Origin of the sequence: Devosia sp. 1566 (assembly GCF_004005995.1) — a bacterium.
GTDB lineage: Bacteria > Pseudomonadota > Alphaproteobacteria > Rhizobiales > Devosiaceae > Devosia.
This window is the reverse complement of record NZ_CP034767.1, coordinates 4,047,579-4,073,414: the sequence shown is the minus strand read 5'-3', so window position 1 is coordinate 4,073,414 and position 25,836 is coordinate 4,047,579. Positions and strand designations below refer to the sequence as shown.

General features: G+C 63.3%; 20 protein-coding genes. 10 read left to right on the top strand and 10 right to left on the bottom strand.

Annotated elements, in window-relative coordinates:
* The first annotated feature begins 10 nt into the window (after positions 1-10).
* From trmB to infB, 5 genes are all read left to right on the top strand, one after another.
* Positions 11-721, top strand: coding sequence for a tRNA (guanosine(46)-N7)-methyltransferase TrmB (trmB, locus tag ELX51_RS19365; RefSeq protein WP_127755031.1), 711 nt, complete (start codon positions 11-13; stop codon positions 719-721).
* A gap of 112 nt (positions 722-833) precedes the next feature.
* A complete protein-coding gene (gene rimP, locus ELX51_RS19360) occupies positions 834-1,469 on the top strand; it encodes a ribosome maturation factor RimP (protein ID WP_127755030.1) in 636 nt (211 codons plus the stop codon).
* Positions 1,470-3,077, top strand: a complete 1,608-nt coding sequence (gene nusA, locus ELX51_RS19355) for a transcription termination factor NusA (RefSeq protein WP_127755029.1) — start codon at positions 1,470-1,472, stop codon at positions 3,075-3,077.
* A 26-nt stretch (positions 3,078-3,103) separates the two neighbouring features.
* The gene (locus ELX51_RS19350) at positions 3,104-3,784 is read left to right on the top strand and encodes an RNA-binding protein (RefSeq protein WP_127755028.1); all 681 of its coding nucleotides are present in this window, start codon (positions 3,104-3,106) and stop codon (positions 3,782-3,784) included.
* 14 nt (positions 3,785-3,798) lie between these two features.
* Complete coding sequence (gene infB, locus ELX51_RS19345; protein ID WP_127755027.1) at positions 3,799-6,702, top strand: translation initiation factor IF-2; 2,904 nt, start codon at positions 3,799-3,801, stop codon at positions 6,700-6,702.
* A gap of 361 nt (positions 6,703-7,063) precedes the next feature.
* Here infB and ELX51_RS19340 read toward each other — a convergent pair whose 3' ends face one another.
* The 4 genes from ELX51_RS19340 to ELX51_RS19325 form a co-directional block, all read right to left on the bottom strand.
* Positions 7,064-7,690: a L,D-transpeptidase gene (locus tag ELX51_RS19340; RefSeq protein WP_206524766.1), complete on the bottom strand. Its 627-nt coding sequence runs from the start codon at positions 7,688-7,690 to the stop codon at positions 7,064-7,066.
* A 240-nt stretch (positions 7,691-7,930) separates the two neighbouring features.
* Positions 7,931-10,057, bottom strand: a complete 2,127-nt coding sequence (gene pnp / locus ELX51_RS19335) for a polyribonucleotide nucleotidyltransferase (protein ID WP_127755025.1) — start codon at positions 10,055-10,057, stop codon at positions 7,931-7,933.
* A gap of 467 nt (positions 10,058-10,524) precedes the next feature.
* Complete coding sequence (gene rpsO / locus ELX51_RS19330; RefSeq protein ID WP_248305196.1) at positions 10,525-10,908, bottom strand: 30S ribosomal protein S15; 384 nt, start codon at positions 10,906-10,908, stop codon at positions 10,525-10,527.
* A gap of 94 nt (positions 10,909-11,002) precedes the next feature.
* Entirely contained in the window at positions 11,003-11,191 is a 189-nt protein-coding gene (locus tag ELX51_RS19325; RefSeq protein ID WP_127755023.1) for a hypothetical protein, read from the bottom strand.
* 101 nt (positions 11,192-11,292) lie between these two features.
* On the opposite strand from ELX51_RS19325, the gene miaB reads away from it, so the two are divergent.
* From miaB to ELX51_RS19305, 4 genes are all read left to right on the top strand, one after another.
* Entirely contained in the window at positions 11,293-12,732 is a 1,440-nt protein-coding gene (gene miaB / locus ELX51_RS19320; protein ID WP_127755022.1) for a tRNA (N6-isopentenyl adenosine(37)-C2)-methylthiotransferase MiaB, read from the top strand.
* Positions 12,733-12,905: 173 nt separating this feature from the next.
* Positions 12,906-13,937 (top strand): PhoH family protein, encoded by a 1,032-nt coding sequence (locus ELX51_RS19315; protein WP_248305195.1) that lies wholly within the window; start codon positions 12,906-12,908, stop codon positions 13,935-13,937.
* Positions 13,938-13,960: 23 nt separating this feature from the next.
* Positions 13,961-14,407, top strand: coding sequence for an rRNA maturation RNase YbeY (ybeY, locus tag ELX51_RS19310; protein WP_282567567.1), 447 nt, complete (start codon positions 13,961-13,963; stop codon positions 14,405-14,407).
* Positions 14,408-14,467: 60 nt separating this feature from the next.
* Positions 14,468-15,502 carry a hemolysin family protein gene (locus ELX51_RS19305; protein ID WP_248305194.1) on the top strand — a complete coding sequence of 345 codons (1,035 nt, stop codon included), beginning with the start codon at positions 14,468-14,470 and terminating at the stop codon, positions 15,500-15,502.
* Between the two features lie 54 nt (positions 15,503-15,556).
* Here ELX51_RS19305 and ELX51_RS19300 read toward each other — a convergent pair whose 3' ends face one another.
* Entirely contained in the window at positions 15,557-16,126 is a 570-nt protein-coding gene (locus ELX51_RS19300) for a NifU family protein (RefSeq protein WP_127755019.1), read from the bottom strand.
* Positions 16,127-16,252: 126 nt separating this feature from the next.
* Here ELX51_RS19300 and ELX51_RS19295 point away from each other — a divergent pair, with 126 nt between their 5' ends.
* Complete coding sequence (locus tag ELX51_RS19295) at positions 16,253-16,552, top strand: DUF3817 domain-containing protein (RefSeq protein ID WP_127755018.1); 300 nt, start codon at positions 16,253-16,255, stop codon at positions 16,550-16,552.
* A gap of 579 nt (positions 16,553-17,131) precedes the next feature.
* Here ELX51_RS19295 and ELX51_RS19290 read toward each other — a convergent pair.
* The 5 genes from ELX51_RS19290 to mutS form a co-directional block, all read right to left on the bottom strand.
* On the bottom strand, positions 17,132-17,605 hold the full coding sequence (locus tag ELX51_RS19290) for a universal stress protein (RefSeq protein WP_127755017.1): 474 nt from the start codon (positions 17,603-17,605) through the stop codon (positions 17,132-17,134).
* Positions 17,606-17,616: 11 nt separating this feature from the next.
* Positions 17,617-18,651, bottom strand: a complete 1,035-nt coding sequence (gene trpS, locus ELX51_RS19285) for a tryptophan--tRNA ligase (RefSeq protein ID WP_127755016.1) — start codon at positions 18,649-18,651, stop codon at positions 17,617-17,619.
* Positions 18,652-18,729: 78 nt separating this feature from the next.
* Positions 18,730-20,319 (bottom strand): murein biosynthesis integral membrane protein MurJ, encoded by a 1,590-nt coding sequence (murJ, locus tag ELX51_RS19280; RefSeq protein WP_127755015.1) that lies wholly within the window; start codon positions 20,317-20,319, stop codon positions 18,730-18,732.
* Between the two features lie 24 nt (positions 20,320-20,343).
* Entirely contained in the window at positions 20,344-23,142 is a 2,799-nt protein-coding gene (locus tag ELX51_RS19275) for a [protein-PII] uridylyltransferase (RefSeq protein WP_127755014.1), read from the bottom strand.
* Entirely contained in the window at positions 23,123-25,834 is a 2,712-nt protein-coding gene (mutS, locus tag ELX51_RS19270) for a DNA mismatch repair protein MutS (protein WP_248305193.1), read from the bottom strand. Before mutS ends, ELX51_RS19275 begins: the two co-directional genes overlap by 20 nt.
* Between the last annotated feature and the right edge of the window lie 2 nt (positions 25,835-25,836).

Sequence of the window (25,836 nt, the reverse complement as noted above, 5' to 3'; positions counted from 1 at the left end):
CGCGAACCTGATGACCAAGACCGCTCACCAACTTCCGCAAACGCGCGCGGGTGAACCGCGCGCTTTTTTTGGCCGCCGTTCCGGCAAGAAGCTGCATGGCGGGCAGCAGGCGGTGTTCGACGCCACCCTGCCCGCGCTTGAGATCGAGCTCGAAGGATCACTCGATCCCCGCTCGCTGTTTCCCGACGCCAACGAGATCATCGTTGAGATCGGCTATGGTGGGGGCGAGCATCTTGCCCTTGAGGCCGGCCGGCATCCGCAAACCGGCTTTATCGGCTGCGAAGTGTTTACCGGCGGCATCGGCAAGATGGTGCAGACCATCGCCGCGCAGAGGCTGCGCAATATCAGGCTCTTTACCGATGATGCCCTCAAGCTGCTGATGGCGCTGCCGGACGCCAGCCTAGATGGCGTTTACCTGCTTTATCCCGATCCCTGGCCCAAAACGCGACACCACAAGCGGCGCTTTGTGTCGCCGACAACACTGGGGGAACTCGCGCGAGTGATCCGCCCCGGTGGGAAGTTCTATTTCGCCACCGACATTGAGGATTACGCCAATTGGTGCCTCGCTCATATCCTGCGCAGCCCCGATTTCGCGTTCAATCCCGGTGGTGGGGGCGAGTGGCACGAGCCTTATCCTGGCTGGGAAGCGACGCGGTACGAGACCAAGGCGCGCCGGGAAGGCCGGATGGTGTCGTTCTACTTCAGTTTCGAGCGTCGCTGATGGAAGCCTTGCAGCGCTGGCAATACAGCGCTATATAAGGGTTCAACATCTCTGGCAGTTTGCAGAGTGGGCGCCTTCCCGGCCCCGCTCTTTTTTATTACCTGAAGGTTCAATGCCAATCGATCTTACTGAAAAACGCTTCATCAAGGAAACCGGACTCGAGCAACGGCTGGCAGCCATTATCGAGCCGGTCGCCAACAGCCTTGGTTATGCCCTGGTGCGGGTGAAGGTCACCCAGGAAAATGGCATGACCTTGCAGATCATGGCCGAGGACGAGAACGGCCGCTTTGCAATCACCGATTGCGAAACCCTGTCCAAGGATCTCTCCCCGGTGCTGGATGTCGAGGACCCGATCGACCGCGAATATCACCTGGAAGTGTCGTCGCCAGGCATTGATCGCCCGCTGGTGCGCCGCCGCGACTTCGAGACCTATATCGGTCATGAAGCCAAGGTGGAACTGGCCGATGCCCTTAATGGCCGCAAGCGCTTCCGCGGCATCATTAAGGCCGTCGAGGATGATGCCTTCGTCATTACCATTCCCGATGCGCCGGGCGGCACCGATCCCGATTTCCGCCTGCCCTTTACGGCTCTTGCCGAAGCCAAGCTGGTTATGACCGATGCCTTGATGGAAAAGGCGCGGATCGACCAGGAAGCTCATCCCATCGATGACGACGAAACGGAAACGGTTGAGTTCACCGATCCCGGCGACGACGATGAAGACGACCAAATCGTTCAGGAGACCCACTAAATGGCCGTTAGCGCGAACAGACTCGAGCTCTTGCAGATTGCAGATGCCGTCGCCCGCGAGAAATCGATCGACCGCATGGTTGTGATCGAAGCCATGCAGGACGCCATGGAAAAGGCCGCCAAGGGCCGCTATGGCGCGGAAACCGAGATCAAGGTCGAGATCAATCCCCGCTCGGGTGAGACCCGGATGTGGCGCCTGCTGGAAATTGTTGACGAGGTTGAAGAGCCCAGCCGTCAGGTTGACCTGAAGACCGCCCAGATCAAATCGCCTACCGCCAAGATTGGCGACTTCCTGACCGAGCCCCTGCCCCCTATGGAATTTGGGCGCATTGCCGCTCAGTCGGCCAAGCAGGTTATCGTGCAAAAGGTGCGCGATGCCGAGCGCGAGCGCATGTATGACGAATACTTCAACCGCATTGGCGAGATCGTCAATGGCACGGTCAAGCGCGTCGAATACGGCAATGTGATCGTGGATCTGGGCCGTGGCGAAGCCATCATTCGCCGTGACGAGCTGATCCCGCGCGAAATGTTCCGCTATGGCGATCGCGTGCGCGCCTATGTCTATGACGTGCGCCGCGAACAGCGTGGGCCGCAGATTTTCCTGTCGCGCACCCATCCGCAGTTCATGGCCAAGCTGTTCATGCAGGAAGTGCCCGAGATCTATGATGGCATCATCACCATTCGCTCAATTGCCCGTGATCCGGGATCGCGCGCCAAGATCGCGGTGACCTCGTCGGACTCTTCCATCGACCCCGTGGGCGCCTGCGTCGGTATGCGCGGTTCGCGCGTGCAGGCGGTGGTGGGCGAGCTGCAGGGCGAAAAGATCGACATCATCCCGTGGACCGACTCCATTGCCGATCTGGTGGTTTCGGCCCTGCAGCCGGCAGATGTTGCCAAGGTTGTGCTCGATGAGCAGGCCGAGCGCATCGAAGTCGTGGTGCCCGATGAGCAGCTGAGCCTTGCCATTGGCCGCCGTGGCCAGAATGTCCGTCTTGCCAGCCAGCTCATTGGCTGGGATATCGATATCCTGACCGAGCAGGAAGAAAGCGAGCGGCGTCAGAAAGAATTCACCGAACGCTCGACCCTGTTCATGGATGCCCTTGACGTGGACGAGATGGTTGCCCAACTATTGGCTTCCGAAGGCTTCTCGTCGGTTGAAGAACTCGCCTATATCGAACTCGATGAAATCGCCTCGATCGAGGGCTTTGACGAAGAAACCGCTGCGGAAATCCAGAACCGCGCCACCGAATATCTGGCCGCCATTGATCGGGCTCACGACGAGGAGCGCCAGGCACTCGGTGTCGAGGACGATCTTTACGAAATCCCGGGCCTGACTGCCGCCATGCTGGTAGCTCTGGGCAAGGATGACATCAAGACCGTGGAAGACTTCGCGGGCTGCGCCGCCGACGATCTGGTGGGATGGAGTGAGCGCAAGGACGGCGAAACCAAGCGGTTCGAAGGCACGTTGAAGGACTTCCCCGTCAGCCGCGAGGAAGCTGAAGATATGATCATGCAGGCGCGCGTGCGGGCCGGCTGGATCAACGAAGACGAACTGCCTGGCGCGCAGGCTGAAGAAGGCGAAGTCACTCAAGCAGAGGCGGCGGTTTAAGCCGCCTCAAGGCAAGGGAGCTCCGTTTGGCCCGGCGCGAAGAAACAACGCGGATGTGCGCGCTGACTCGGCAAGAAAAGCCGGTCGCCGAGCTGATCCGCTTTGTGCTGAGCCCCGACGGGGTCCTGGCCCCTGACACAGAGGCGAAGGCGGATGGGCGGGGCGTCTGGATCAGCCTCAACCAGCAGGCCGTTGCCGAGGCGGTGAAAAAGAAGGTGTTCGGGCGCAGCCTCAAAAGCGAGGTTGTGGTCCCCCAAGACCTGCCCGAGCTGGTGCGAACCCGGCTTGAGCAGCGCTTGTTGCAGGCCCTGAGCATGACGCGCAAGGCGGGGCAGCTGGTGACCGGGGCGACCAAAGTTCGCAGTCTCCTTGCCACGGGCGAGCTGGTTGCGCTGATCACCGCGTCCGACGCCTCGGCGGATGGACGCAGCAAGATGGTAGGACCCCTCAAGGCCCTTCATCACGCCGCACGCGAAGAAGGCGTGGACGACTTTGAAGTGCCTCATCTCGAATTGCTCTCTTCGGAGCAATTGGGTTTGGCACTTGGCCAGGAAAATGTGATACATGCTGCCCTAACGAAAGGGGCGGCAGCCCAATCGGCAGTGGAAAAGGCCCGCAGACTGGCCCTTTACACCGCCCAAGCGATGGCCGACAGCACCGACCGCCCTGCGGTTGACGGTGCTGTTTTGCCAGACGAACGAGTTTGAGAGACGCGAGATACATGGCTGATAACGACGACAAGCGCATCGACGACACTTCTGGCGGGGGCAAGAAGACGTTGACATTGAAGGGGGGTCCGGGTGCCGGAAACCGCCCCGGCATGTCGCGTCCACAGTCCCGTACCGTGGTGGTCGAGAAGCGCACGCGCCGCGTGCCCACGCCGGGCGCCCCGAGTGGTGCACCGCAGCGGCCCCAGTCAGCGGCTCCGGCCCCTGCCGCCGCGGCGAGCCAGCGGCCAGCGCAAAGCCAGCGCCCTCCCCAGAGCCAGCGTCCGCCGCAAGGTCGCCCGGCCGGGCAGAGCCGTGCCCCCTTGGGCCTGTCAGCTGCTGAAGCTGAAGCCCGGCGCAACGCCCTGTTGCAGGCCGGCGCGCGCCAGGCGGAGGAGCAACAGCGCTTTGCCGCCGAGGAAGCCCGCCGCGTTGAGGAAGATGCCCGCCGCCGCCAGGTGCGTGAAGAGGCGGCCCGGCTCGAAGAAGAGCGCCGTCGCGCCAGCGAAGCGGCATCAGAAACACCTGAGCCATCCAGCCCTGCCCCTCAGGCTGAAGCAGCTCCAGTTGCAGCTGCGGCCGAGACATCGGCTCCCACTCCTGCCCCGGCAGAAGCTGCTGCACCCGTTGTTCCAGCGTCTCAGCGCAATCCCGGGCCGAGCAGTGTCCGTGTGGTTGCCGGCCGCCCAGGCCAGCCGCCGCGGCCAACGCGCCCGGCAGGCGACCGCCCCAACCCCAATCTGCGCCCCGCAAGCGAGCGCGGTGCAGGCGCTGCACTGCGCCCCGGTGCTGCCACGGCCCGTCCGTCGGGCACCGCCACTCGTCCTGCGGAGGCTCGTCGTCCAGCGGGCGCTGGCATGGCACCGATCGGCAATGTGCCGCCGGCACCGCCCAGCGAAGCCGATGGTCGCAAGATCCGCACCAGCGCGCCCACCAATCGTGGCCCGATCAGTGAAGCTGAACTGGAAAATGCCCGCCGCGCATCTCGCGCCACGCCGGAGCGTCCGACGCGCCGCGTTGGTGAGGATGCCAATGCTCGCGGCCGGCTGACGGTTACCAATGCCGGCGCCGAAAGCGACCGTGATCGTGGTCCCTCGCTGGCTGCAATGCGTCGTCGTCGCGACAAGAAGATGGGTCGCAACCAGCAGGTGGCGCCCAAGCTTAGCCGTGAAGTGACCATTCCCGAGGCGATCACCGTCCAGGAACTGGCCAACCGCATGGCCGAGCGCGCCGTTGACGTCATCAAGCTGTTGATGGCCCAGGGCCAGATGATGAAGATCAACGACATCCTCGATGCCGATACGGCCGAGCTGATTGCGACCGAACTCGGTCACACGGTCAAGCGCGTGTCGGAAGCCGATGTTGAAGAAGGGCTTTATGATCTGCCCACCGATGACCGGGCTGAGGATCTGACTAATCGTGCGCCCGTCGTGACCATCATGGGTCACGTGGACCACGGCAAGACCTCCCTGCTCGACGCCATCCGCGAAGCCAATGTGGTGAGCGGGGAAGCCGGTGGCATCACCCAGCATATCGGCGCCTATCAGGTGGAAAAGAACGGTGCACGGATCACCTTCCTCGACACCCCGGGCCACGAAGCCTTTACCGCCATGCGTGCCCGCGGTGCGCAGGCGACCGACATTGCCGTTTTGGTTGTGGCAGCCGATGACGGCGTGATGCCTCAGACCATTGAGTCCATCAAGCACGCCAAGGCGGCCGGTGTTCCGATCATCGTGGCCATCAACAAGATGGACAAGCCCGATGCCAACCCGATTCGGGTTCGCACCGAGTTGCTGCAGCACGAAGTGTTTGTTGAAACCATGGGCGGCGATGTGCTCGATGTCGAGGTTTCCGCCAAGACGCGCGATGGCCTCGACAAGTTGCTCGAGACCATCCTGCTGCAGGCCGAAGTGCTTGAGCTACGCGTGGCGCGCGACGGCCGTGCCGAAGGCCTTGTGATTGAAGCCAAGCTCGACCGCGGTCGCGGTGCCGTTGCGACGGTGCTGGTGCAGCGCGGCACGCTGGCGATCGGCGACATCGTGGTTGCTGGTACCGAATTTGCCCGTGTTCGGGCGCTGATCAACGATCAGGGCGAACAGGTCAAAGAGGCCGGCCCCTCGGTCCCCGTTGAGGTCCTGGGCTTTACCGGCGTGCCAAGCGCTGGCGATCGGTTCTCGGTGGTTGAAAGCGAAGCACGGGCTCGCGAAGTCACCGAATACCGTCAGCGCGTTATCCGCGAGAAGACTGCTGGTGGCGGCGCGACCAGCCTTGAGCAGATGATGAACCAGCTCAAGGCCTCGGGCATTGCCAAGTTCCCCTTGATTATCAAGGGCGACGTGCAGGGTTCGGTGGAAGCGATCGTGGCTTCGCTCAACAAGCTCTCAACCGATGAAGTGTCGGCGCAGATCCTGATGAGCGCCGTGGGCGGGATCACTGAATCGGACGTGACCCTGGCTTCGGCCTCGAACGCGATCGTCATCGGTTTCAACGTGCGTGCCAACAAGCAGGCCACGGATCTTGCGACCCGCGACGGGATCGAAATTCGTTACTACAACATCATCTATGATCTTGTGGATGATGTGAAAAATGCGATGAGCGGGTTGCTCAAGCCTGAGCGCCGCGAGACCTTCATTGGTAATGCAGAGATCCTTGAGGTCTTCCAGATCACCAAGGTGGGCAAGGTCGCCGGTTGCCGGATCACCGAAGGCATGGTGGAGCGTGGCTCGGGCGTGCGTTTGATCCGCGACAACGTCGTGATCCACGAAGGAAAGCTCAAGACTCTCAAGCGCTTCAAGGATGAAGTGAAGGAAGTCCAGACCGGCCAGGAATGCGGTATGGCCTTCGAGAACTACGAGGACATGCGTCCCGGCGATGTGATCGAATGCTTCCGCGTCGAGACGGTGCAGCGCACGCTGTAGGCCTAAGAACACTGAAATTGACAAGGGGCGCGGATCGGATCCGCGCCCTTTTTTTGTTGCCTTGGCCACAAAGCGGCCATGTAGCTGAACGCCTTCTGAACAGCCGCTGACGGCTCGTTCATGCGCGAGGCGGCACACCTAGCCGCGCCCCTGCCGATCGCCGCCCAAGCGCAGTTATGAGGCGCGCAAAAAACCACACGGGGACCGGGAATCAAATGGCGGTAAACAAAAAGCCCGCTCTCATCGAGAGCGGGCTTTTGATGCTGAACCGGGTCATTGCCGCGACAGCGGCGTTCTTTCTTTCGGTGACTACGGGATCCGAAAAAAGGAGCCCCGCTGCCGCGGCAATGACCCAATCCGTTTAGTTGTAAACGACCACGCGGGTGCCGGTGGGGACGCGCGAATAAAGGTCGATGATGTCCTGGTTCATCAGGCGAATGCAGCCAGAGGAGACATTGGTGCCGATGGTGTAGGGCTCGGTCGTGCCGTGCAGGCGGAACAGGGTGTCGCGCCCGTTCTTGTAAAGATAAAGCGCACGGGGACCAAGCGGGTTGGTGGGGCCGCCTTCGAGGCCGCCGGCATATTGGCCATAGCGGTCGGGTTCGCGCTTGATCATCGAGCTGGTGGGGGTCCAACGGGGCCAGGCAGCCTTGCGGCCGACCGTGGCATTGCCGCGGAACTCAAGAGCTTCGTCCTTGCCCACACCAATGCCGTAACGCATGGCGCGGCCGTTTTCCTGCACAAGGTAAAGGAAGCGGTTGGGGGTATCGACGATGATGGTGCCCGGGCGCTCGTCGGTGACATATTCCACTTCCTGGCGCCACCACTTGGGGTCGACACGGCGCAGGTCCATGGCGGCGACGGGATGAGGTTCATCGAGCACGGGTCCGTACATGGACACGTAGAACGGATCAATGGTCGGCTCTGACATCGTCGGCGCACGACGCGACGTGGTACAGGCAGCCAGGGCGAGGGGAAGTCCAATCATAAACAGGCGGCGGTTGAGCACAGTAGTTCCCTGGTGGAGCGGCTGAACGAAAAAATGGTGATTCGACAATGACCTAAGCCCCGTGACAGCCATTGTCGAGTGCAGGAAAGCATCACTACGCCAACGCTACGTTAACGCGTGGGTTGCCTCGCACAGATGTGAAATGTGGTGTTGCAGAGGCGCAACTAAGGCAAAGGGGCCCGGTTTGATACCGAGCCCCCTTGGGAGATGTTTTTCGGCTTATTCGGCCGGTTCGCTCTTTTCGACTTCCTTGCCGGTTGCCTGATCGACAACCTTCATGGAGAGGCGGACCTTGCCGCGCTCGTCAAAGCCCAGGAGCTTGACCCAGACCTTGTCGCCTTCCTTGACCACGTCGGTGGTCTTGGCAACGCGAGCCTCGGCCAGCTGCGAGATGTGCACGAGGCCATCCTTGGCGCCAAAGAAGTTCACGAAGGCACCAAAGTCAGCTGTCTTGACGACCGTGCCCTGGTAGATCGCGCCCACTTCGGCTTCGTCGGTGATCGAGCGGATCCACTTGATGGCCGCTTCGATCTGAGCGCCGTCCGAGGACGAGATCTTGATCGTGCCGTCATCATCGATGTTGATCTTGGCGCCGGTCTTTTCGACGATCTCGCGGATCACCTTGCCGCCGGTGCCGATCACTTCACGGATCTTTTCGGTCGGGATCTTCATGGTTTCGATGCGCGGAGCGAATTCGCCCACTTCGCTGCGCGAAGCGGTGATCGCCTTGGCCATTTCGCCCAGGATGTGGATACGACCGCCCTTGGCCTGTTCGAGGGCGATCTTCATGATCTCCTCGGTGATGCCGGCGATCTTGATGTCCATCTGGAGCGAGGTGATGCCTTCTTCGGTACCCGCCACCTTGAAATCCATGTCGCCCAGGTGATCTTCGTCACCGAGAATGTCGCTGAGCACAGCAAACTTCTCGCCTTCGAGGATCAGGCCCATGGCAATGCCGGCCACTGGACGGGCCAGCGGCACGCCAGCATCCATCAGCGCCAGCGAAGTGCCGCAAACGGTGGCCATCGAGGAGGAGCCATTGGACTCGGTGATCTCTGACACGACGCGGATCGTGTAGGGGAACTCTTCAACCGAAGGGCGGATCGGGTTGATCGCGCGCCAGGCAAGCTTGCCATGGCCGATTTCGCGACGCCCTGGGGAACCCATGCGGCCAGCTTCACCCACCGAGTATGGAGGGAAGTTGTAGTGCAGCAGGAAGTTCTGCTTCTGGGTGCCTTCGAGCGAGTCGATGAACTGCTCGTCTTCACCGGTGCCGAGGGTCGCAACCACCAGCGCCTGGGTTTCGCCGCGGGTGAACAGCGCCGAACCATGGGTGCGGGGCAGAACGCCAACTTCCGAAACGATCGGGCGAACGGTTTGCAGGTCACGACCATCGATGCGGTAGCCGGTGTCGAGCACGTTCCAGCGCACAACCTTGGCCTGGAGCGACTTGAACACGGCGCCAACATCTTCGGCCGAGATCTCGCCGGCATCAACGCGGGCAGCAAAATGCGCCTTGGCCGTTGCCTTGACCTTGTCGACCGCGTCGTAGCGATCTTCCTTCTTGGTGATCTTGTAGGCGGCGCGCAGATCGGCTTCGATCACGCCGAGCATTTCGGTTTCGATGGCCGAGAAATCCTCGGGCTCGAAATCGCGGGCGTCCTTGGCGGCCAGCTCGGCCAGCTTGATGATGGCGTCGATGACCTTGCGCGATTCGGCGTGGCCGAACATCACGGCGCCCAGCATCACTTCTTCGCTGAGTTCCTTGGCTTCCGATTCAACCATCAGCACGGCATCGGCAGTGCCGGCCATGACGAGATCGAGCTTGGAGTCGGCGCGACGGTCAACCGGCAGGTTGAGGACGTATTCGCCATTAACGTAACCAACGCGCGCAGCGCCGATCGGGCCCATGAAGGGCACGCCCGAAATGGTCAGCGCAGCGGAAGCGGCGACCATGGCCAGAACGTCAGGATTATTTTCCATGTCGTGCTGGAGAACGGTAACGATCACCTGGGTTTCGTTCTTGTACCCATCGGGGAACAGGGGACGGATGGGGCGATCGATCAGGCGCGAGGTCAGCGTTTCAGCTTCGGTCGGGCGACCTTCGCGCTTGAAATAGCCGCCCGGAATCTTGCCGGCAGCAAAGTATTTTTCCTGGTAGTTGACGGTCAGCGGAAAGAAGTCGATGCCCGGCTTCGGGGACTTGGCGCTGACAACGGTGGCCAGAAGCACGGTTTCGCCCAGGGTGGCGAGAACGGCACCATCGGCCTGGCGCGCAATCTTGCCGGTCTCGAGGGTGAGGGGCTGGCCGCCCCAGTTGAGCTCTACCTTGTGGTGATCAAACATGTGTTTGTCTTTCATCTCTGCCCAATGACCCGGAGCGCGGCGCATAGCGACCGCGAAGTCATCGAGTGTGTCCGCACCGAGCGCCGCACCCCATGTGCCGCGCCGGCTCAAAACCAGACACTGTTTCGGTTCGGCGGGCTGAAACATGGGCAAGACAACAAGACGCTCCCCGAATGGTGGGGCGCCTCACGGATTCAAAACCAAGGAAATGATTTTGCAGTGCGTGAGGCGGGGAGCGGCCAATAATCCTGCCATGCTCCGGCGAACGCCGGTCTACGCTTCCGACCCCTTGATCTTCGCGTGAGGGCGGCCTGCAAGTCCGTTTTTGCGGTTCCGGTGCTGAGGTACCGATGTACGCTCCGCTCCGGTTCTCGAAAACCGAACTTTCGGCTCGCCCTGACGCAATCTCAAGGCGCCGGCGACAGATGCGGAACCGGGTCCCGCATCCGCAAATCATCTGACGTCGCTTAGCGACGAAGGCCGAGACGTTCGATCAAGGTCTTGTAGCGATCCTCGTCGATCTTCTTGACATAGTCCAGAAGGCTGCGACGGGTTGAAACCAGCTTGAGCAGGCCGCGGCGGGAATGGTTGTCCTTGGCGTGACCCTTGAAGTGCTCGGTCAGGTTGGCAATGCGCTCGGACAGAATGGCGACCTGCACTTCCGGCGAACCGGTATCGTTTGGCTTGGTCGCATATTCCTGGATCAGGGCGGTCTTGCGCTCAGGAGTAATCGACATCGGGCATATCCTTTCAATTGGGAGGATGGGTCGCCCCGGCCGGGATGTCGTCCAGGCGGGGCCGAATAAACTGACGGGGCAAACGCCCGCCAGTTGCCCTGCCCTATACTGCATTGGAGCGCGGAAAGCCAGATTTTATTGGATTGCCAAACAGGCGATAGCCGCCACACCCGGGGTGCAGCGGCCATCAACCGGGTCCTGCAGGCGCTCAGTACTTGGCGATGGGGTCGCTGGCCGGGAAGCTTTCGTCCACGGCCTCATCCACTTCATCCCAATCCTCGGGTTTGTCGGCCTGGGACTCGCCGCCGGCTGGACGAATCTGCACCGGGGAATCCTTGGGGCCGGGCTTTTCGCCGTCCTTGAGTGCCGCTGCGCCTGGCGTGGTCGGATCGGTCATGATGACCTCCTTGAAAAAGTTAGCTCACGTTAAACGGCGCGGGGGGCCGGAAGTTGCAGGGAGCGCTTGGGTCTGGCGGCAGGCTCTGGTAAAGGAGCGCCATGACCCAGACGCGTGCCAACACTAAAAAGCTGTTCATCAAGACCTATGGTTGCCAGATGAACGTTTATGACAGCGACCGCATGGCCGATGCGCTGGCGCCGCACGGCTATGAGGCGACAACCGAGATCGGCAATGCCGACCTCGTGCTGCTCAACACCTGCCATATCCGCGAAAAGGCGGCCGAAAAGGTGTTTTCCGAGCTCGGGCGCCTCAAGGAATTGCAGGCGGAGCGCCGGGCCGATGGCGCCGACCTGATGATCGGGGTCGCCGGTTGCGTGGCCCAGGCCGAGGGCGAGGAAATTGCCCGCCGCGCGCCGGTGGTCGACATGGTGGTGGGCCCGCAGGCCTATCACAAGCTGCCCCAAATGCTGGCGGAAGCGCAGGCGCGGCGCGCCGTGCACCCCTCGCTGCGGCGCACCATCGTCGACACCGAGTTCCCCGAAGAAGACAAGTTCGACCACCTGCCCGCGCCGCAGCGGGAGGTGACGATCAAGCGCGGGCTGACGGCCTTTTTGACGGTCCAGGAAGGCTGCGACAAGTTCTGCTCGTTTTGCGTCGTGCCCTATACCCGCGGCGCCGAGGTCAGCCGGCCGGTGCGCCAGGTGCTGGCCGAAGCGCGGGGCCTCGTGGAAGCGGGGGTGCGCGAAATCACCCTCCTCGGGCAAAACGTCAATGCCTATCACGGATTGGCCGATGACGGCCGGGTGGTTGGGCTGGGGGAGCTGGCTTACCTGCTGGCAGAAATCGACGGGCTGGAGCGGCTGCGCTACACGACGAGCCATCCGCGCGACATGGACGACGCGCTGCTCGCCGCCCATCGCGACCTGCCCATCCTGATGCCTTATCTGCACCTGCCGGTGCAGTCCGGGTCGGACCGGATTTTGAAGGCGATGAACCGGCGCCATACGGCGGCGGAGTATTTGGCTTTGATCGAGCGGATCAAGCTGGCACGGCCGGATATGGCGCTGTCGGGGGATTTCATTGTCGGCTTTCCGGGGGAAACCGATGCCGATTTTGAGGACACGCTCGCGATCATCCGGGCGGTTGGCTACGCCTCGGCCTATTCGTTCAAATATTCGACGCGACCTGGCACGCCGGGGGCCAATCTGCCCGACCAGGTGCCCGAAGAGGTCAAGACCGAGCGGCTGTATCGGCTGCAGGAGCTGGTGAATGCCCAGACCACGGCCTTCCACCAGAGCTGCGTCGGCAAGACCTTGCCGGTGCTGATCGAGCGCGTCGGGCGCATGCCGGGGCAGGTCGGCGGTCGCTCGCCTTACCTGCAGGCTGTGCATCTGGAGGGTGGGACCGAGCTGATCGGGTCGATCCACCAGGTGGAGATCGTGGGCACTTCGACCAATTCGCTGGTCGGGCGGCTCGTCAGCCATGCGCATCTGCCGCAGTTCCGGCGTAGCGATGCGCCGGTTATGCACGTGGGTTAAGCCGGCGGCCGCCTGCCGATGCGCCTGGCGCGAGGGAGCGGCTTGCGCGCGGGCGTGGGCGTCACAATATTACTGCTGACGCGGGGACAAAATCGTCCTAGCCTCGTTTAACCCTTGCTGGCAGCGCCAGTGTTCCGTTCCCTTGAGGAGCCCCAGTTTTTTTGAGCAGGCATTTGGCACCCACCGCAGACAACGCACTGGCATCCCAACTCGAACTCGCATTTGAAGACAATCGCCTGGCGGCGCAGCTTTATGGTGATTTCGACCAGAACCTGGCGCTGATCGAGCAAAGGCTCAAAGTGGCGGCCGCGCCGCGCGGCAATCATGTGCTGCTCAAGGGCGCGGCGCAGGCCGTGGACCAGGCGCGGCGCGTGCTGGAATCGCTGTATGCCTCGCTCGAGGAAGGTCGGGCGCTGGGGATTTCGGATGTGGATGGCGTGATCCGCATGATCGAAACCGAGGACAGCCAGCTGACCCTGCCGACGCTCGAGCGCAAGGGCAAGGTGCGCATGGCCCAGATCGCCACGCGCAAATCCACCATTCTCGCGCGCACCCCGGCGCAGGACGCCTATATGCGGGCCATGGACCGGGCCGAGCTGGTGTTCGGGGTGGGTCCGGCCGGCACCGGCAAGACTTATCTCGCGGTCGCGCATGCCGCGTCGCTGCTCGAGCGCGGGGATATCAACCGCATCATCCTGTCGCGTCCGGCGGTGGAAGCGGGCGAGCGGCTGGGCTTTTTGCCCGGCGACATGAAGGAAAAGGTCGATCCCTATCTGCGCCCGCTTTATGACGCGCTCTACGACATGATGAAGAGCGAAAATGTCGAGCGCTGCATCACTTCGGGGATCATCGAAGTGGCCCCGCTCGCCTTTATGCGCGGGCGCACGCTGGCCAATGCGGTGGTGATCCTCGATGAGGCGCAGAACACCACCTCGATGCAGATGAAGATGTTTTTGACCCGTTTGGGTGAAAATTCCAAGATGATCGTGACGGGCGATCCGACGCAGGTCGACCTGCCGCGGGGCGAAAAGTCGGGGCTGGTGGAGGCCGTGGGGCTGCTCGACGGGATCGAGGGCGTGCATGTCTCGCGCTTTGGCGACAAGGATGTGGTGCGCCATGCCCTTGTCGGGCGGATCGTGCGCGCCTATGAGGCCGACACCACCCGCAAGGCGCAGGAAAAGCTTGCCGAAGGGGTGGCCCGCTGAGCGCTTCCCCCCTCGAGATCGCGGTGATCCGCAACAGCGACGCCTGGCCCGAAGATCTCGACCCGCTCGCGGAGCGGGCGGTGCTGGCCGCGCTTGCTCACAGCAAGGCGCGGATCGCCGGCGCCGCCGAGATCTCCATCCTCCTCACCGACGATGCCGAACAGCGCGAACTCAATGCGCAATGGCGCGGCAAGGACAGCGCGACCAATGTGCTGAGCTTTCCCCAGATCGAGCCCTTTGGCCCGGTGGTCGGGATCCTGGGCGATATTACGCTCGCCCATGAAACCCTCACGCGCGAAGCCGAAGAGTTGGGCAAGAGTTTTACCGATCACTTTACCCATCTGGTGGTGCATGGATTTCTCCACATCCTGGGTTATGATCATATTGTTGAAGACGAGGCCCTTCAAATGGAGGGGCTCGAAACTCAGATATTGGCAAGTCTTGGGGTCGAGGACCCCTATGCCGATTAGCGCCCGCAGGGCCCACACCCCTTCCCACAGCAGAAGAGCCGCCGTTTGCGGCATAAAACAATGACCGACAGTGACAGTTTGGGCCACCGACCCGAAAATGCCGAGCCTCCTTCTTCCCCCGCCCCCGCGCCGGTAGCCGCCCGGGGGCTTTCGATCCTGAACCGCATCCGCTCCATGCTGGTGCGCGGCACGGCGTCCCTGCGCGAAGACCTGCAGGAAGCACTGGACGAGCCGGGAAGCGCCGAAACCGGCGATTTCTCCGAAAGCGAGCGGACGATCCTGCAGAACGTGCTCAAGCTGGGCAATGTGACGGTGGGCGATGTGATGGTGGAGCGCTCGGACATCCAGGCCATCGAGGCCGATGTCAATCTGGGCACGCTGCTGGCCAAGTTCCGCGATGTGGGCCATTCCCGCCTGCCCGTTTATGAGGACGGGCTCGACAACATCCTCGGCTTCATTCACGTCAAGGACGCGCTGCGGCGCATTACCGATAGCGTCAACGATCCCGAAAAGGATGTGCCGGTCAAGCTGGTGTCGCCGGCGCTGCGCTCCAAGATCGGCAAGCTCGACCTCGTGCGCACGGCGATGTTCGTGCCCACCTTCATGCCGGTCGGGGACCTCTTGCAATCCATGCGCGCCAGCCGCGTCCATATGGCGATCGTCATCGACGAATATGGCGGCACGGATGGGCTCGTCACCATTGAGGACCTGCTCGAAGCCGTGGTCGGCGAGATCGAAGACGAGCACGACGAATTCACCGCTGCACTGATCCGTAAAGTGGGCGAAGACACCTATATCGCCAATGCCCGGGCGGAGTTGGCCGATGTGCAGGCACTGATCGGACCCGATTTCGATCCCGGCACTTATGCCGAGGAAGTCGATACGGTGGGCGGGCTGGTGTTCGACCTGGCCGGACACGTGCCAAAACGCGGCGAAAAGGTTGGCGGACTAAAGGGGTTCGAGTTCGAGGTGCTGGCTGCCGATAGCCGCCGTATCAAGCGCTTGCGCATTCGCCGGGTGCCCGAGGGTGGCGCTCCCGAAGAGCCGCTGGCGATCACCGATCAGCGCAGCGAAGGCGAAAAAGCCGCCTCCTGATGAAAAAAAAGCCCGGATCGCTCCGGGCTTTTTTTGTAAGTGATGAAGGAGAGCCTAGACCTGCTGGACGGCTTCGACGCCGGGCACGAAATGGCGCAGCAGGTTTTCGATGCCGTTCTTGAGCGTTGCGGTCGAGGAAGGGCAACCCGAGCAGGCGCCCTGCATGTGCAGGAAGACGGTGCCTTCCTTGTAGCCCTTGAAGATGATGTCGCCGCCATCCATCGCCACGGCCGGACGCACGCGGGTGGAGAGCAGCTCCTTGATCACCTCGACGGTTTCGCTGTCTTCGGCCTCGAAGAATTCTTCGCCATCATCGGCAAAGTCGGAAGTGCCTTCGCCTTCGGGCGCCAGCACCGGCTTGCCGGACAGGAAGTGATCCATGATCACGCCCAGAATGGCGGGCTTGATATGGGCCCAGTTGGTGTCGTCCTTGGTAACCGAGATGAAATCGGACCCAAGGAACACACCGGTAACGCCGGAAATGGCAAACAGGCCCGTCGCCAGCGGGGACGCTGCGGCAGCATCTGGGTTGCGGAAATCGCGCGGCTCGCCCACCAGCACATCGCGCCCCGGCAGGAACTTGAGGGTCGCCGGATTGGGCGTGGCTTCGGTCTGGATGAACATGGCGCTTCCTTGCCGTGGACGTGTTTAGAACGCTTCTAAAATAAGCTTTTCGCGGCGCGGTGCAAGAGGCTTTACGCGACCTCGCGCCGCGTGGCTCCCATGCGCTGCGGGCGGTACAACGCGGGCATGATCCAATGGTTTCGACGACTAGCCCTCTTGGAGGGCATCACCACGCTGGCGCTGTTCGGCATCGCCATGCCGATGAAGTATGTTTTGGGTAATCCCAGCCTCGTGCCCCCGGTCGGGGCCGCGCATGGGGCGGCGTTTGTGCTGTATCTGCTGGCCATGCTGGTGTGCCTGCCCGGCAAGGGGTTTACGGCGCTGGAGTGGGTGCGCACGGCACTGGCGGCGTTTGTGCCGTTCGGGACGTTTGCCAATGACGGGTTGCTCAGGCGCAAGCAAATGGCCGTGGCGGCGCGGGACTGAGCGGGGGAAGCTGAGGCCGCTGCTGGCTTGGGGGCTTAACCATCGACCCCCTCCCCGGCCCTCCCCGCAAGGGGGAGGGTGGGTAAGCGCATGAGCGCCTGTGCGAGGGACAGATCGGCTGGACGCCGGTCATGGGAGTTGCGCCTCCCTCCCCTTGAGGGGAGGGATCGAGGGTGGGGGTTCGGGCGGATCCACCTAATTCGAGTTCGCTGAGGGGCTCGAACCCCCACCCTAGCCCTCGCCTCAAGGGGGAGGGACGAAGGGGCACCAGCTGTTGTGCAGGGATGGTTTTGCTAGCGGTCAGTGCAGGGCTGACGCCTCCCTCCCCCTTGATGGGAGGGATTGAGGGTGGGGGTTCGGGCGGTCCCACCTAATTCGAGTTCGCAGAGGGGCTCGAACCCCCACCCTGGCCCTCCCCTCAAGGGGGAGGGGACGAAGGGGCGCGGCGTTTTGTAGGTGCGGTTACCGGGGCTTGGTGGATCACTGCACGACCCCCTCCCCGGCCCTCCCCGCAAGGGGGAGGGTGGGCGGGAGCCGTGAGGCTGGTGCCGGTTGCGGTTCGGCCGCCGGTGACAAAAATCAGCAGATGGCGATGATTTCTTCGTCGGTCATGTGGCCGGGGACGATGGTGAGGGGGATGGGGAGGGCGTTGGCGCGGTTGGCGAAGTGGAGGACCAGGGGGCCGGGGCCTTCCGGGGAGATGGAGGCGGCAAGGACGAGGATGGCGACGCCCTTGTCCTTGTCGATGACGCGCTCGATCTGTTCGGGGCCGCTGCCTTCGCGGATCACCGATTCCACCTTGATGTCGCCGATGGAGCGCAGGCGGGCCAGCCGCGTGTCGAGATTGCGCTCGGCTTGTTCCACGGCTTCGGCGCGCAGCACTTCTTCGACGCCAAGGCCGATGAATTCGGGCGGCTCGACCACGCTCATCAGCACGACGGCGCCGCCGGTGCGCTTGACGCGATAGGCGGCAAAGAGGAGGGCGCGGTCGCATTCCTCGGTTTCATCGATGACGACGAGAAATTTGCGCTTGTATTCGTTGGCGGGAACCATGCGGGCCTCCGTTAGCGGATAAAGCCGACGATCTGGCGCACATCTGCCATCACCGGCGCGGCAATGGCACGGGCGCGATCGGCGCCATCGCGCAGGATGCGGTCCATTTCGCCGCGATCGGCGACCAGGCGCTGCATCTCATTGGCAATGGGCGAGAGCACGCTGACGGCCAGATCGGCGAGGGCGGGCTTGAAGGCGCCCCAGCCTTTGCCGCCAAATCCGGCCAGCACCGCATCAACGCTTTGATTGGAGAGCGCGGCATAGATGCCGACGAGGTTTTCGGCCTCAGGGCGGCTTTCGAGCCCGGCCGCTTCGCTGGGCAGGGGTTCGGGATCGGTGGTGGCGCGCTTGATCTTCTTGGCCACGGCATCGGCATCATCGAGCAGGTAGATGGTGGCGAGGTCCGACGTCGACTCGGACTTGCTCATCTTCTTGGAGCCGTCTTTCAGCGACTTGACGCGCATGGCCGGACCGGTGGCGAGGGTTTCGGTGATGGGGAAGAAGTCTTCCTCAAAGCCAAGCTCGGCGATTTGCTTCCTGAAATCGTGGTTGAATTTCTTGGCGATGTCGCGGGTCAGCTCCAGATGCTGGCGCTGGTCCTCGCCCACCGGCACGGCGGTGCTCTTGTAAAGGAGGATATCGGCGGCCATCAGCGAAGGATAGGCAAAGAGCCCGAGCGAGACGTTCTCGCTGTTTTCACCGGCCTTGTCCTTGAACTGGGTCATGCGGGCCATCCAGCCCATGCGGGCCACGCAGTTGAAGATCCAGCTCAGTTCAGCATGTTCCATCACCTGGGACTGGTTGAAGATGATGGAGCGCTTGGGATCGAGCCCGGCGGCGATATAGGCGGCGGCGATCTCATAGGTGCGGCGCTTGAGATCCTCGGGCTCCTGCCAGACCGTGATCGCGTGCATGTCGACCACACAATAGATGGTCTCGTGGGTGTCCTGCAGCGGCACGAACTGGCGGATGGCGCCGAGGTAATTGCCCAGATGCAGATCGCCCGAAGGCTTGATGCCCGAAAAGATGCGCGGGGTGAAGGTCATGGAACGCCTGGTCGAACGGAATGGGATCAGAGGGGAAGCATTATAGGGCAAATGCCCGGTTTGGAACCTTGGAGTTGGTCAAGAGCCGGCAGGAGTCTGGCTTTTGGCGCGGCGGCGGCGCAGACGCGACACGAGGCCGCCAAGCGACTGAGCACCGCTGAAATGGGCGAGGGTGAAATAGGTCAGCGCGCCAAAGAGGCAAATGGCGCCCAGCGCGGTGATCTGCACCAAGAGCGAGTGGCCGGGGGAAAAAATCGCCCCGGCGCGCGCGGCAAGGAGATAGAGCACCGCCCCCATGACCATGGCGACCAGGAGAATGGTGGCGAGGCGCCGCCATTCCGAGAGGCTCATGCGGAAATGGCCGCGACGGCGCAGGAAAACGGCAAGGAGGAGGACATTGAGCCAGGCGGAGGCGGAGGTCGCGAGCGCAATGCCCAGATGCTGGAGGGTCGGGAACAGCCAGAGGGAAATGGCAATATTGGCCGCAACCGAGACGCCGGCAAAAACGGTGGGGGTGCGGGTATCCTGGCGTGAAAAGAAGCCGGGCTGGAGCACGCGCACCAGAACGAAAGCGGGCAGTCCCACGGCGTAGCCGACCAGGGCCTGGGCGGTAAGCAGGGTATCGGCGGGGCCGAACTGGCCGCGCTCGAAGAGGACGCGGATGATGGGGACGGGAATGGTGGCGAGCGCCACCGCGGCGGGGAGCGACAGCAGCATGGCCAGCAGCAGGGACTGGCTCTGGCTGGCGCGCGCTTCGGCATCGCGGCCGGCGCCGATATGGCGGGAGAGCTCGGGCAGGAGCACGGTGCCGATGGCGATGCCGACAATGCCGAGGGGCAATTGGTAGAGGCGATCGGCATAGGCGAGGATGGAAATGACGTTGTCGCTCGTGGAGGCGATGATGGTGCCAACGAAGATGTTGATCTGGGTGATGCCGCCGGCCAGGATCGCGGGAATGGCGAGGACCCAGAAGCGGCGCACATCGGCATCCATGCGCGGCAGGCGCAGGCGGGGCACAAAGCTAGCGCGACGAATGGCGCCATAAACGAGAGCCAGCTGGGCGATGCCGCCGAGCATGGTGGCGATGGCGATCCAGAAGGCGGTATCGGCCTGATCGGGGAGGTTCAGGAAGGCCAGCGGCACAAGGGCGGCGATGTTGACGATGTTGAGCACGACCGGGGCGAAGGCGGAGGCGAAATACCGCCCCAGGGAATTGAGGATCGCCGCATAGGCCGACATCAGCGACATGCAGGCGAGGTACGGGAACATCACCCGGGTGAGGAAGACGGTCAGTTCGAGCTTTTGCGGATCATCGGCAAAGCCGGGCACGAACCAGACCATGATCTGGGGCATGAAAATTTCGGCGAGGATGGTCACCACGGCGATGGCGGCGACGAGCCAGCTCATGATGCGCGAGGCGAGTTCCTTGGCCGCGTCGTGGCCCTGCTGCTCGAGCGCGGTCGAGAACATGGGCACAAAGGCGGTGTTGAAGGCGCCTTCGGCAAAGAGGCGCCGGAACAGGTTGGGAAAGCGGAAGGCGGCGTTGAAGGCATCGGCGACGGGGCTGATGCCGAGAACCGCCGCCATCAGTGCATCGCGGGCAAAGCCGGCCACGCGCGACACGAGGGTGAGCCCGCCCACGGACAGGAAATTGCGGTATAGGCTCATGGGCGGGGGCGCCGGGGCTGGGCCTCAGCCATTGGCCACCTTGGCTTCGGCGGCGCGGGGGTGGAAGACGGCAAGGAGCGCATCGCGGATGCGGCGCTGGCGGGGCTTGCTCGAAATCTTGCCGCCGGTGAGATCGGTGACATAGAAAACGTCGACGGCCTTTTCGCCATAGGTGCCAATATGGGCCGAGCCGATGGAGAGGTTGAGATCGGAGATCTCACGCGTCAGGGCATGCAGGAGCCCCATGCGATCAAGGCCCGAAACCTCGATGACGGTGAATTTTTCCGAGAGCGAGTTGGAGACCATCACTTCGGCCGGGAGCGCGAAGGGTTTGAGGCGGCGGTTGTGACGCGATTCCTTGCCGAGATCGATGAGGATGGTGCGGCGGCCCTGCAGCAATTGCTTGACGGTATCAATGATGCGGGTGGCGCGCACCTTTTCGTCTTCGTCATTGGTGAAGGTGCGGCGCAGGCGGAAGGTGTCAATGGCGCGGCCGTCGCGGGTGGAAAAGATCTGCGCGCCGATGATGGAGGCATCCTGCATGGTGCAGGCGCCGGCGATCAGCGAGAGCAGGCGCGGATGGTCGGGGGTATAGAAGCTGACTTCGGTGATACCCTCGAAAGCCTTGACCCGGATGGAGCCGGCAAAAGCGTCCCCGTTCTGGTCAGCCTCGTGGATCATGCGGGCGTGCTCGATCTGCAGTTCGGGCTCGGCGCGCAGCCAGTAGTGATCGTAATGGCGGGCGGTATAGGCGGCCACTTCCTCGGCGGGCCAGCTTGAGAGGGCCTCGGTGAGGGTGGCGCGGACATCAGCGATGCGGGCGGATTGGGTAACCTGGGAATGGCCGCCCGAGAGCAGCGGTTCGGTGGCGTAATAAAGGGCGCGCAGCAGCGAGCCCTTCCATCCCGTCCAGACGCCGGGGCCGACGGCGCGGATATCGCAGGCGGTGAGGATCATCAGGAGCGCCAGGCGCTGGGGCGACTGGACGATATCGGCAAAGGCCTTGGCGGTTTCGGGGTCCTGGATGTCGCGGGCCTGGGCGACCTCGCTCATCAAGAGGTGATACTGGATCAGCCAGGCGACGGTGTCGGTTTCGGCGGGCGAGAGGCCAAAGCGCGGACAGAGGCGGCGGGCGATGCGGGCGCCGGCTTCGGAATGGTCTTCCTGGCCGCCCTTGGCGATGTCATGGAGGAACAGGGCGACATAGAGGAGGCGGGTGTCGTTGAGCTGGGGCAGCAATTCGTGGGTGAGGGGCAGTTCCTGGCGCAGGCCGCCATTGGCGATCTCGGCCATGACGCCGACGGCGCGGATCAGATGCTCGTCCACCGTATAGTGGTGGTACATGTTGAACTGCATCAGGGCGACGATCTTGCCGAATTCAGGCACGAAGCGCCCGAGCACGCCGCTTTCGTTCATCTGGCGCAGCATGCGCTCGACCGATTCCGGTGAGGTCAGGATGGTCAGGAAATAGCTGTTGGCCTTGGGATCGGTGCGCAGCTTGTTGTTGATGAGATGCAGCGAGCGGGTGATTTCCTTGATCGCATCGGGATGGAACAGCAGCTGCTGGCGCCCGGCAACGAGGAACATCTTGATGAGGTTGACCGGATCCCTGGTGAAGACATCGGGGCGGGCGATGTTGAGCCGGCCGGTATCGAGGATGAAATCGGTTTCGCCCTTGATCTTGGACTTGCCGGAGCGGAAAGGCGCGAGAACGCGGCCCACTAGATCCATGTCCTTGGCGTGGTTAAATTCGAGCGAAGCACAGAAGATGCGGGTGAGATCGCCCACATCCTTGGCGACGAGGAAATAGCGCTTCATGAAGCGCTCGACGCCCAGCATGCCGGCGCGCTTGGCATAGCCCATGCGCTGCGCGAGTTCGGGCTGCACGTCAAAGGTCAGCTTTTCCTCAGCGCGGCCGGTGAGGAAATGCAGGTGACAGCGCACGGCCCAGAGGAAATCCTCGGCGCGCTGGAACAGGCGGTATTCGGCGGGGGCGAGCACGCCCTTGTCGACGAGTTCGGCCGAGGTCTTGACCTGGTAGAAGTATTTACCGATCCAGAAGAGCGTGTTGAGGTCGCGTAGGCCCCCCTTGCCATCCTTGACATTGGGTTCAACGACATAGCGCGTATTGCCCATGATGCGGTGGCGCTCGTCGCGCTCGGCCATTTTGGCGGCAATGAATTCGGGCCCGGTATGGGGCACGATCTCGGTTTCAAAGCGGTGGACGAGATTGTCAAAGAGCGCCTTGTCGCCGGTGAGGAAGCGCGCTTCGAGGGTGGCGGTGCGCACGGTCATGTCGGCGCGGGCCATGCGGATACATTCATCCACCGAGCGTACGGCGTGGCCGACCTTCTGGCCGAGATCCCAGAGCATATAAAGGATGTATTCGGTGACCTGTTCGCCCCAGGGGGTCTGGCGATAGGGAAGGATGAAGAGCAGGTCGATATCGGAGCCGGGGGCGAGGGTGCCGCGGCCATAGCCGCCGACAGCCGAGAGGGCGATGGCTTCGGCGCCAGAGGGATTGTCGACGGGATAAACGCGGTGGGTGGCAAAGAGGTGGACGGCGGTGATGATCTCGTCCTGCGCCGCCGACAGATTCTGAGCGCAGCGCGTGCCCTTGCCACTGGCGATCAGTTCGGCTTCGGCACCCTGGCGCGCTTCGGCAAGGCACTGCCTGACATGGGCGAGGACCGCAGCGCGTGCCGCCGCACTCTTGGGTGGCTCGGTGCCAATGGCAGCATCGAGTTCTTCCAGGATGACTTGGGCAGGTCGGGTCGCAAACAGCGGCTTTCGCGGCTTGGCGTCAACTTCGGCGAGCGGCATCGCGGGTTTTCTTCAACTCGTAGATCAGCTCGAGCGCCTCTTTAGGCGTAATTTCATCGGGGCGGATAGCGTCGAGCTTTTCATCAACTGGGTTGGCGACGGCGGGCGCCGGCGCTGGCTGGTGGGAAAACAGCGGAAGATCGTCTAGCACGCTGGTGACGCGGCCGGAAGGGGCCGCACCCGCCGCGCGCTCCTCCAGCACGGTCAAGACTTGGCGAGCGCGGCGCAGAACCGGCTCGGGCAGGCCGGCGAGACGGGCGACCTGAATGCCATAGGAGCGATCGGCCGCCCCCTGCCCCACCTCATGGAGGAACACGACCTCGCCCTCCCATTCGCGCACCTTCATGGTATGGTTGGACACGCGCGTGAGGGTCTTGGCGAGGCTGGTCAGCTCATGGAAGTGAGTGGCAAAAAGGGCGCGGCAGCCGGTGGTTTCGTGCAGCGCCTCGACAGCCGCCCAGGCGATCGAGAGACCATCGAAAGTGGCAGTGCCACGGCCGATCTCGTCGAGCACGACGAGAGACCGGCGAGTGGCGCGATTGAGGATGGCGGCGGTTTCCACCATTTCCACCATGAAGGTGGAGCGCCCATGGGCGATGTCGTCCGAAGCGCCGACGCGCGAGAACAGGCGATCGACAACACCGATATGGGCGCGATCGGCCGGCACGAAACTGCCCATTTGCGCGAGAATGGCGAGCAAGGCGTTCTGGCGGAGGAAGGTCGATTTACCGCCCATATTGGGCCCGGTGACCAGCCAGAGATGCCCGCCGCCCGAAGCCTCGTCACCGGAGAGATCGGCATCATTGGCGACAAAAGACTTGCCGTCGGCGCGCACCATTTCCTCGACCACGGGATGGCGGCCCGCGGTGATGGCAAAGGCGAGGGAAGTGTCGATCTCGGGGCGCACATAGTTGCGGGTGGCGGCGAGATGGGCGAGCGCGGCGGTGACATCAAGCTCGGCCAGCGCATCGGCGAGGGCACGCAGGGTTGGTGTGTGGTCGAGCACGCCAGTGCGGAGGCGCGCGAAGATCGCGGTTTCAAGCTCGAGCGCGGCGTCGCCGGCACGGGCGATGCGGCCTTCGAGTTCGGCCAGCTCGGTCGTCGTGAACCGCATGGCGTTGACCATGGTCTGGCGGTGAATGAAGCTTTGGCGCAGCGGCTCTTCAAGGAGTTTGGCGCCTTGCGCGGCGGGGACTTCAACGAAAAAGCCCAGCATGCCGTTGTGCCGGATTTTGAGGGTCCGAATATCGGTTTGCGCCACGAGTTCGGCCTGGAGCGCGGCGACGACGGCGCGGGTTTCGCGGCCAAGGAGGCGCTCGGCATCGAGCTTGGGCTCATAGCCCTCGCGCACAAAGCCGCCATCGCGGGCGAGGAGCGGCAGTTCATCGGCGAGGGCGTTGCCGAGGACGGTGGCGAGATCGAGCGGAGCGCCGGACAGGATGGCGTGCAGCCGCGTGAGGGTGGTCGAGCCCTCGGTACCGGCCAGCTGGTGGCCGAGCGCGGCGGCGGCGGCAATGGCGCGGCCAATGGCAGCTAGATCACGCGGGCCACCGCGCTCCAGCGCCAGGCGGGTCAGGGCGCGGGCGAGATCGGGCACCGATTTGAGCTCGGTGCGCAGGCGCCCGGTGAGGGTTGGGTCTTGCGCGAGGCCCGCGACCGCATCGAGGCGCTCGTTGATGGCCCGGGCATCGTTGAGCGGGGCGGCGAGGCGGGCGGCCAAGAGGCGCGAGCCGGGGGCGGTGACGGTGAGATCAATGGCGTGGCGGAGCGAGCCGCGGCTCTCGCCGCGCTGGGTCTGGTGCAGTTCGAGGGAAGCGCGGGTGGCGCTGTCGATGGCCATGAACTTGCCGGGCGCTTCGCTGGCCGGCGCGCGCAGGGGGACAGCCGCGCCCTTCTGGCTTTCCTCGGCATAGGCGAGGAGCGCGCCCAGCGCCGCGCGGGCGGGACGGGACAAGGCGGTCGGGTCAAAGCCCTCGCCGCCCAAAGCCGAACGGATGCGCGCGGTGCCCGCTTCGCTGTCAAAAACGGCCGGGTCGGCTTCGTGGGTGAGCTTGTCCCAGGCAGGGGCCCAAAGATGCTGCTCGCGGAGCAGGAGGCGCGTGGCGGGGCTGACGAGGAGTTCAGCCGGATCGATGCGCGCGAGTTCGTCGGCGAGCTCGGTGGCGGCCAGCTCGAGGGTGAAGGTCTCGCCAGTCGAGATATCGGCCCAGGCGAGGGCGAAATCGGTTTGGCCGTGGCGCACGGCGGCGAGGGCGGCGAGGAAATTGGAGCGGCGGGCGTCGAGGTGATCGTCTTCGGTCAGGGTGCCGGCGGTGATAAGGCGCACCACTTCGCGCCGCACGACCGATTTGGCGCCGCGCTTTTTGGCTTCGGCGGGATCTTCCACCTGCTCGCAAATGGCGACGCGGTGGCCAAGCTTGATGAGCTTGTTGAGATAATCATTGGCGGCGTGGATTGGCACGCCGCACATGCCGATATCCTGGCCCAGATGCTTGCCGCGCTTGGTGAGGACAATGTTCAAGGCGGCGCTGGCGATCTCGGCGTCCTCAAAGAACAGCTCGTAGAAATCGCCCATGCGATAAAACAGCAGATAGCCGGGATGGTTCGCCTTGATCTCGAAGAACTGGGCCATCATCGGCGTCAGCGTGGGGGCTGGGCCGGTCGGGGCAGGAGAAGTGGGCGATCCGTGCATCA

Coding starts and splice junctions, on each gene's coding strand:
- ELX51_RS19300 (WP_127755019.1), bottom strand. CDS start 16,126: ATGTTCATCCAGACCGAAGCCACGCCCAATCCGGCGACCCTCAAGTTC.
- miaB (WP_127755022.1), top strand. CDS start 11,293: ATGACCCAGACGCGTGCCAACACTAAAAAGCTGTTCATCAAGACCTAT.
- ELX51_RS19275 (WP_127755014.1), bottom strand. CDS start 23,142: ATGCCGCTCGCCGAAGTTGACGCCAAGCCGCGAAAGCCGCTGTTTGCG.
- trmB (WP_127755031.1), top strand. CDS start 11: ATGACCAAGACCGCTCACCAACTTCCGCAAACGCGCGCGGGTGAACCG.
- trpS (WP_127755016.1), bottom strand. CDS start 18,651: ATGACCTTCACCCCGCGCATCTTTTCGGGCATCAAGCCTTCGGGCGAT.
- ELX51_RS19290 (WP_127755017.1), bottom strand. CDS start 17,605: ATGGTTCCCGCCAACGAATACAAGCGCAAATTTCTCGTCGTCATCGAT.
- murJ (WP_127755015.1), bottom strand. CDS start 20,319: ATGAGCCTATACCGCAATTTCCTGTCCGTGGGCGGGCTCACCCTCGTG.
- ELX51_RS19340 (WP_206524766.1), bottom strand. CDS start 7,690: ATGATTGGACTTCCCCTCGCCCTGGCTGCCTGTACCACGTCGCGTCGT.
- pnp (WP_127755025.1), bottom strand. CDS start 10,057: ATGTTTGATCACCACAAGGTAGAGCTCAACTGGGGCGGCCAGCCCCTC.
- infB (WP_127755027.1), top strand. CDS start 3,799: ATGGCTGATAACGACGACAAGCGCATCGACGACACTTCTGGCGGGGGC.
- mutS (WP_248305193.1), bottom strand. CDS start 25,834: ATGCACGGATCGCCCACTTCTCCTGCCCCGACCGGCCCAGCCCCCACG.
- rimP (WP_127755030.1), top strand. CDS start 834: ATGCCAATCGATCTTACTGAAAAACGCTTCATCAAGGAAACCGGACTC.
- ELX51_RS19305 (WP_248305194.1), top strand. CDS start 14,468: ATGACCGACAGTGACAGTTTGGGCCACCGACCCGAAAATGCCGAGCCT.
- rpsO (WP_248305196.1), bottom strand. CDS start 10,908: ATGCAGTATAGGGCAGGGCAACTGGCGGGCGTTTGCCCCGTCAGTTTA.
- nusA (WP_127755029.1), top strand. CDS start 1,470: ATGGCCGTTAGCGCGAACAGACTCGAGCTCTTGCAGATTGCAGATGCC.
- ELX51_RS19295 (WP_127755018.1), top strand. CDS start 16,253: ATGATCCAATGGTTTCGACGACTAGCCCTCTTGGAGGGCATCACCACG.
- ELX51_RS19325 (WP_127755023.1), bottom strand. CDS start 11,191: ATGACCGATCCGACCACGCCAGGCGCAGCGGCACTCAAGGACGGCGAA.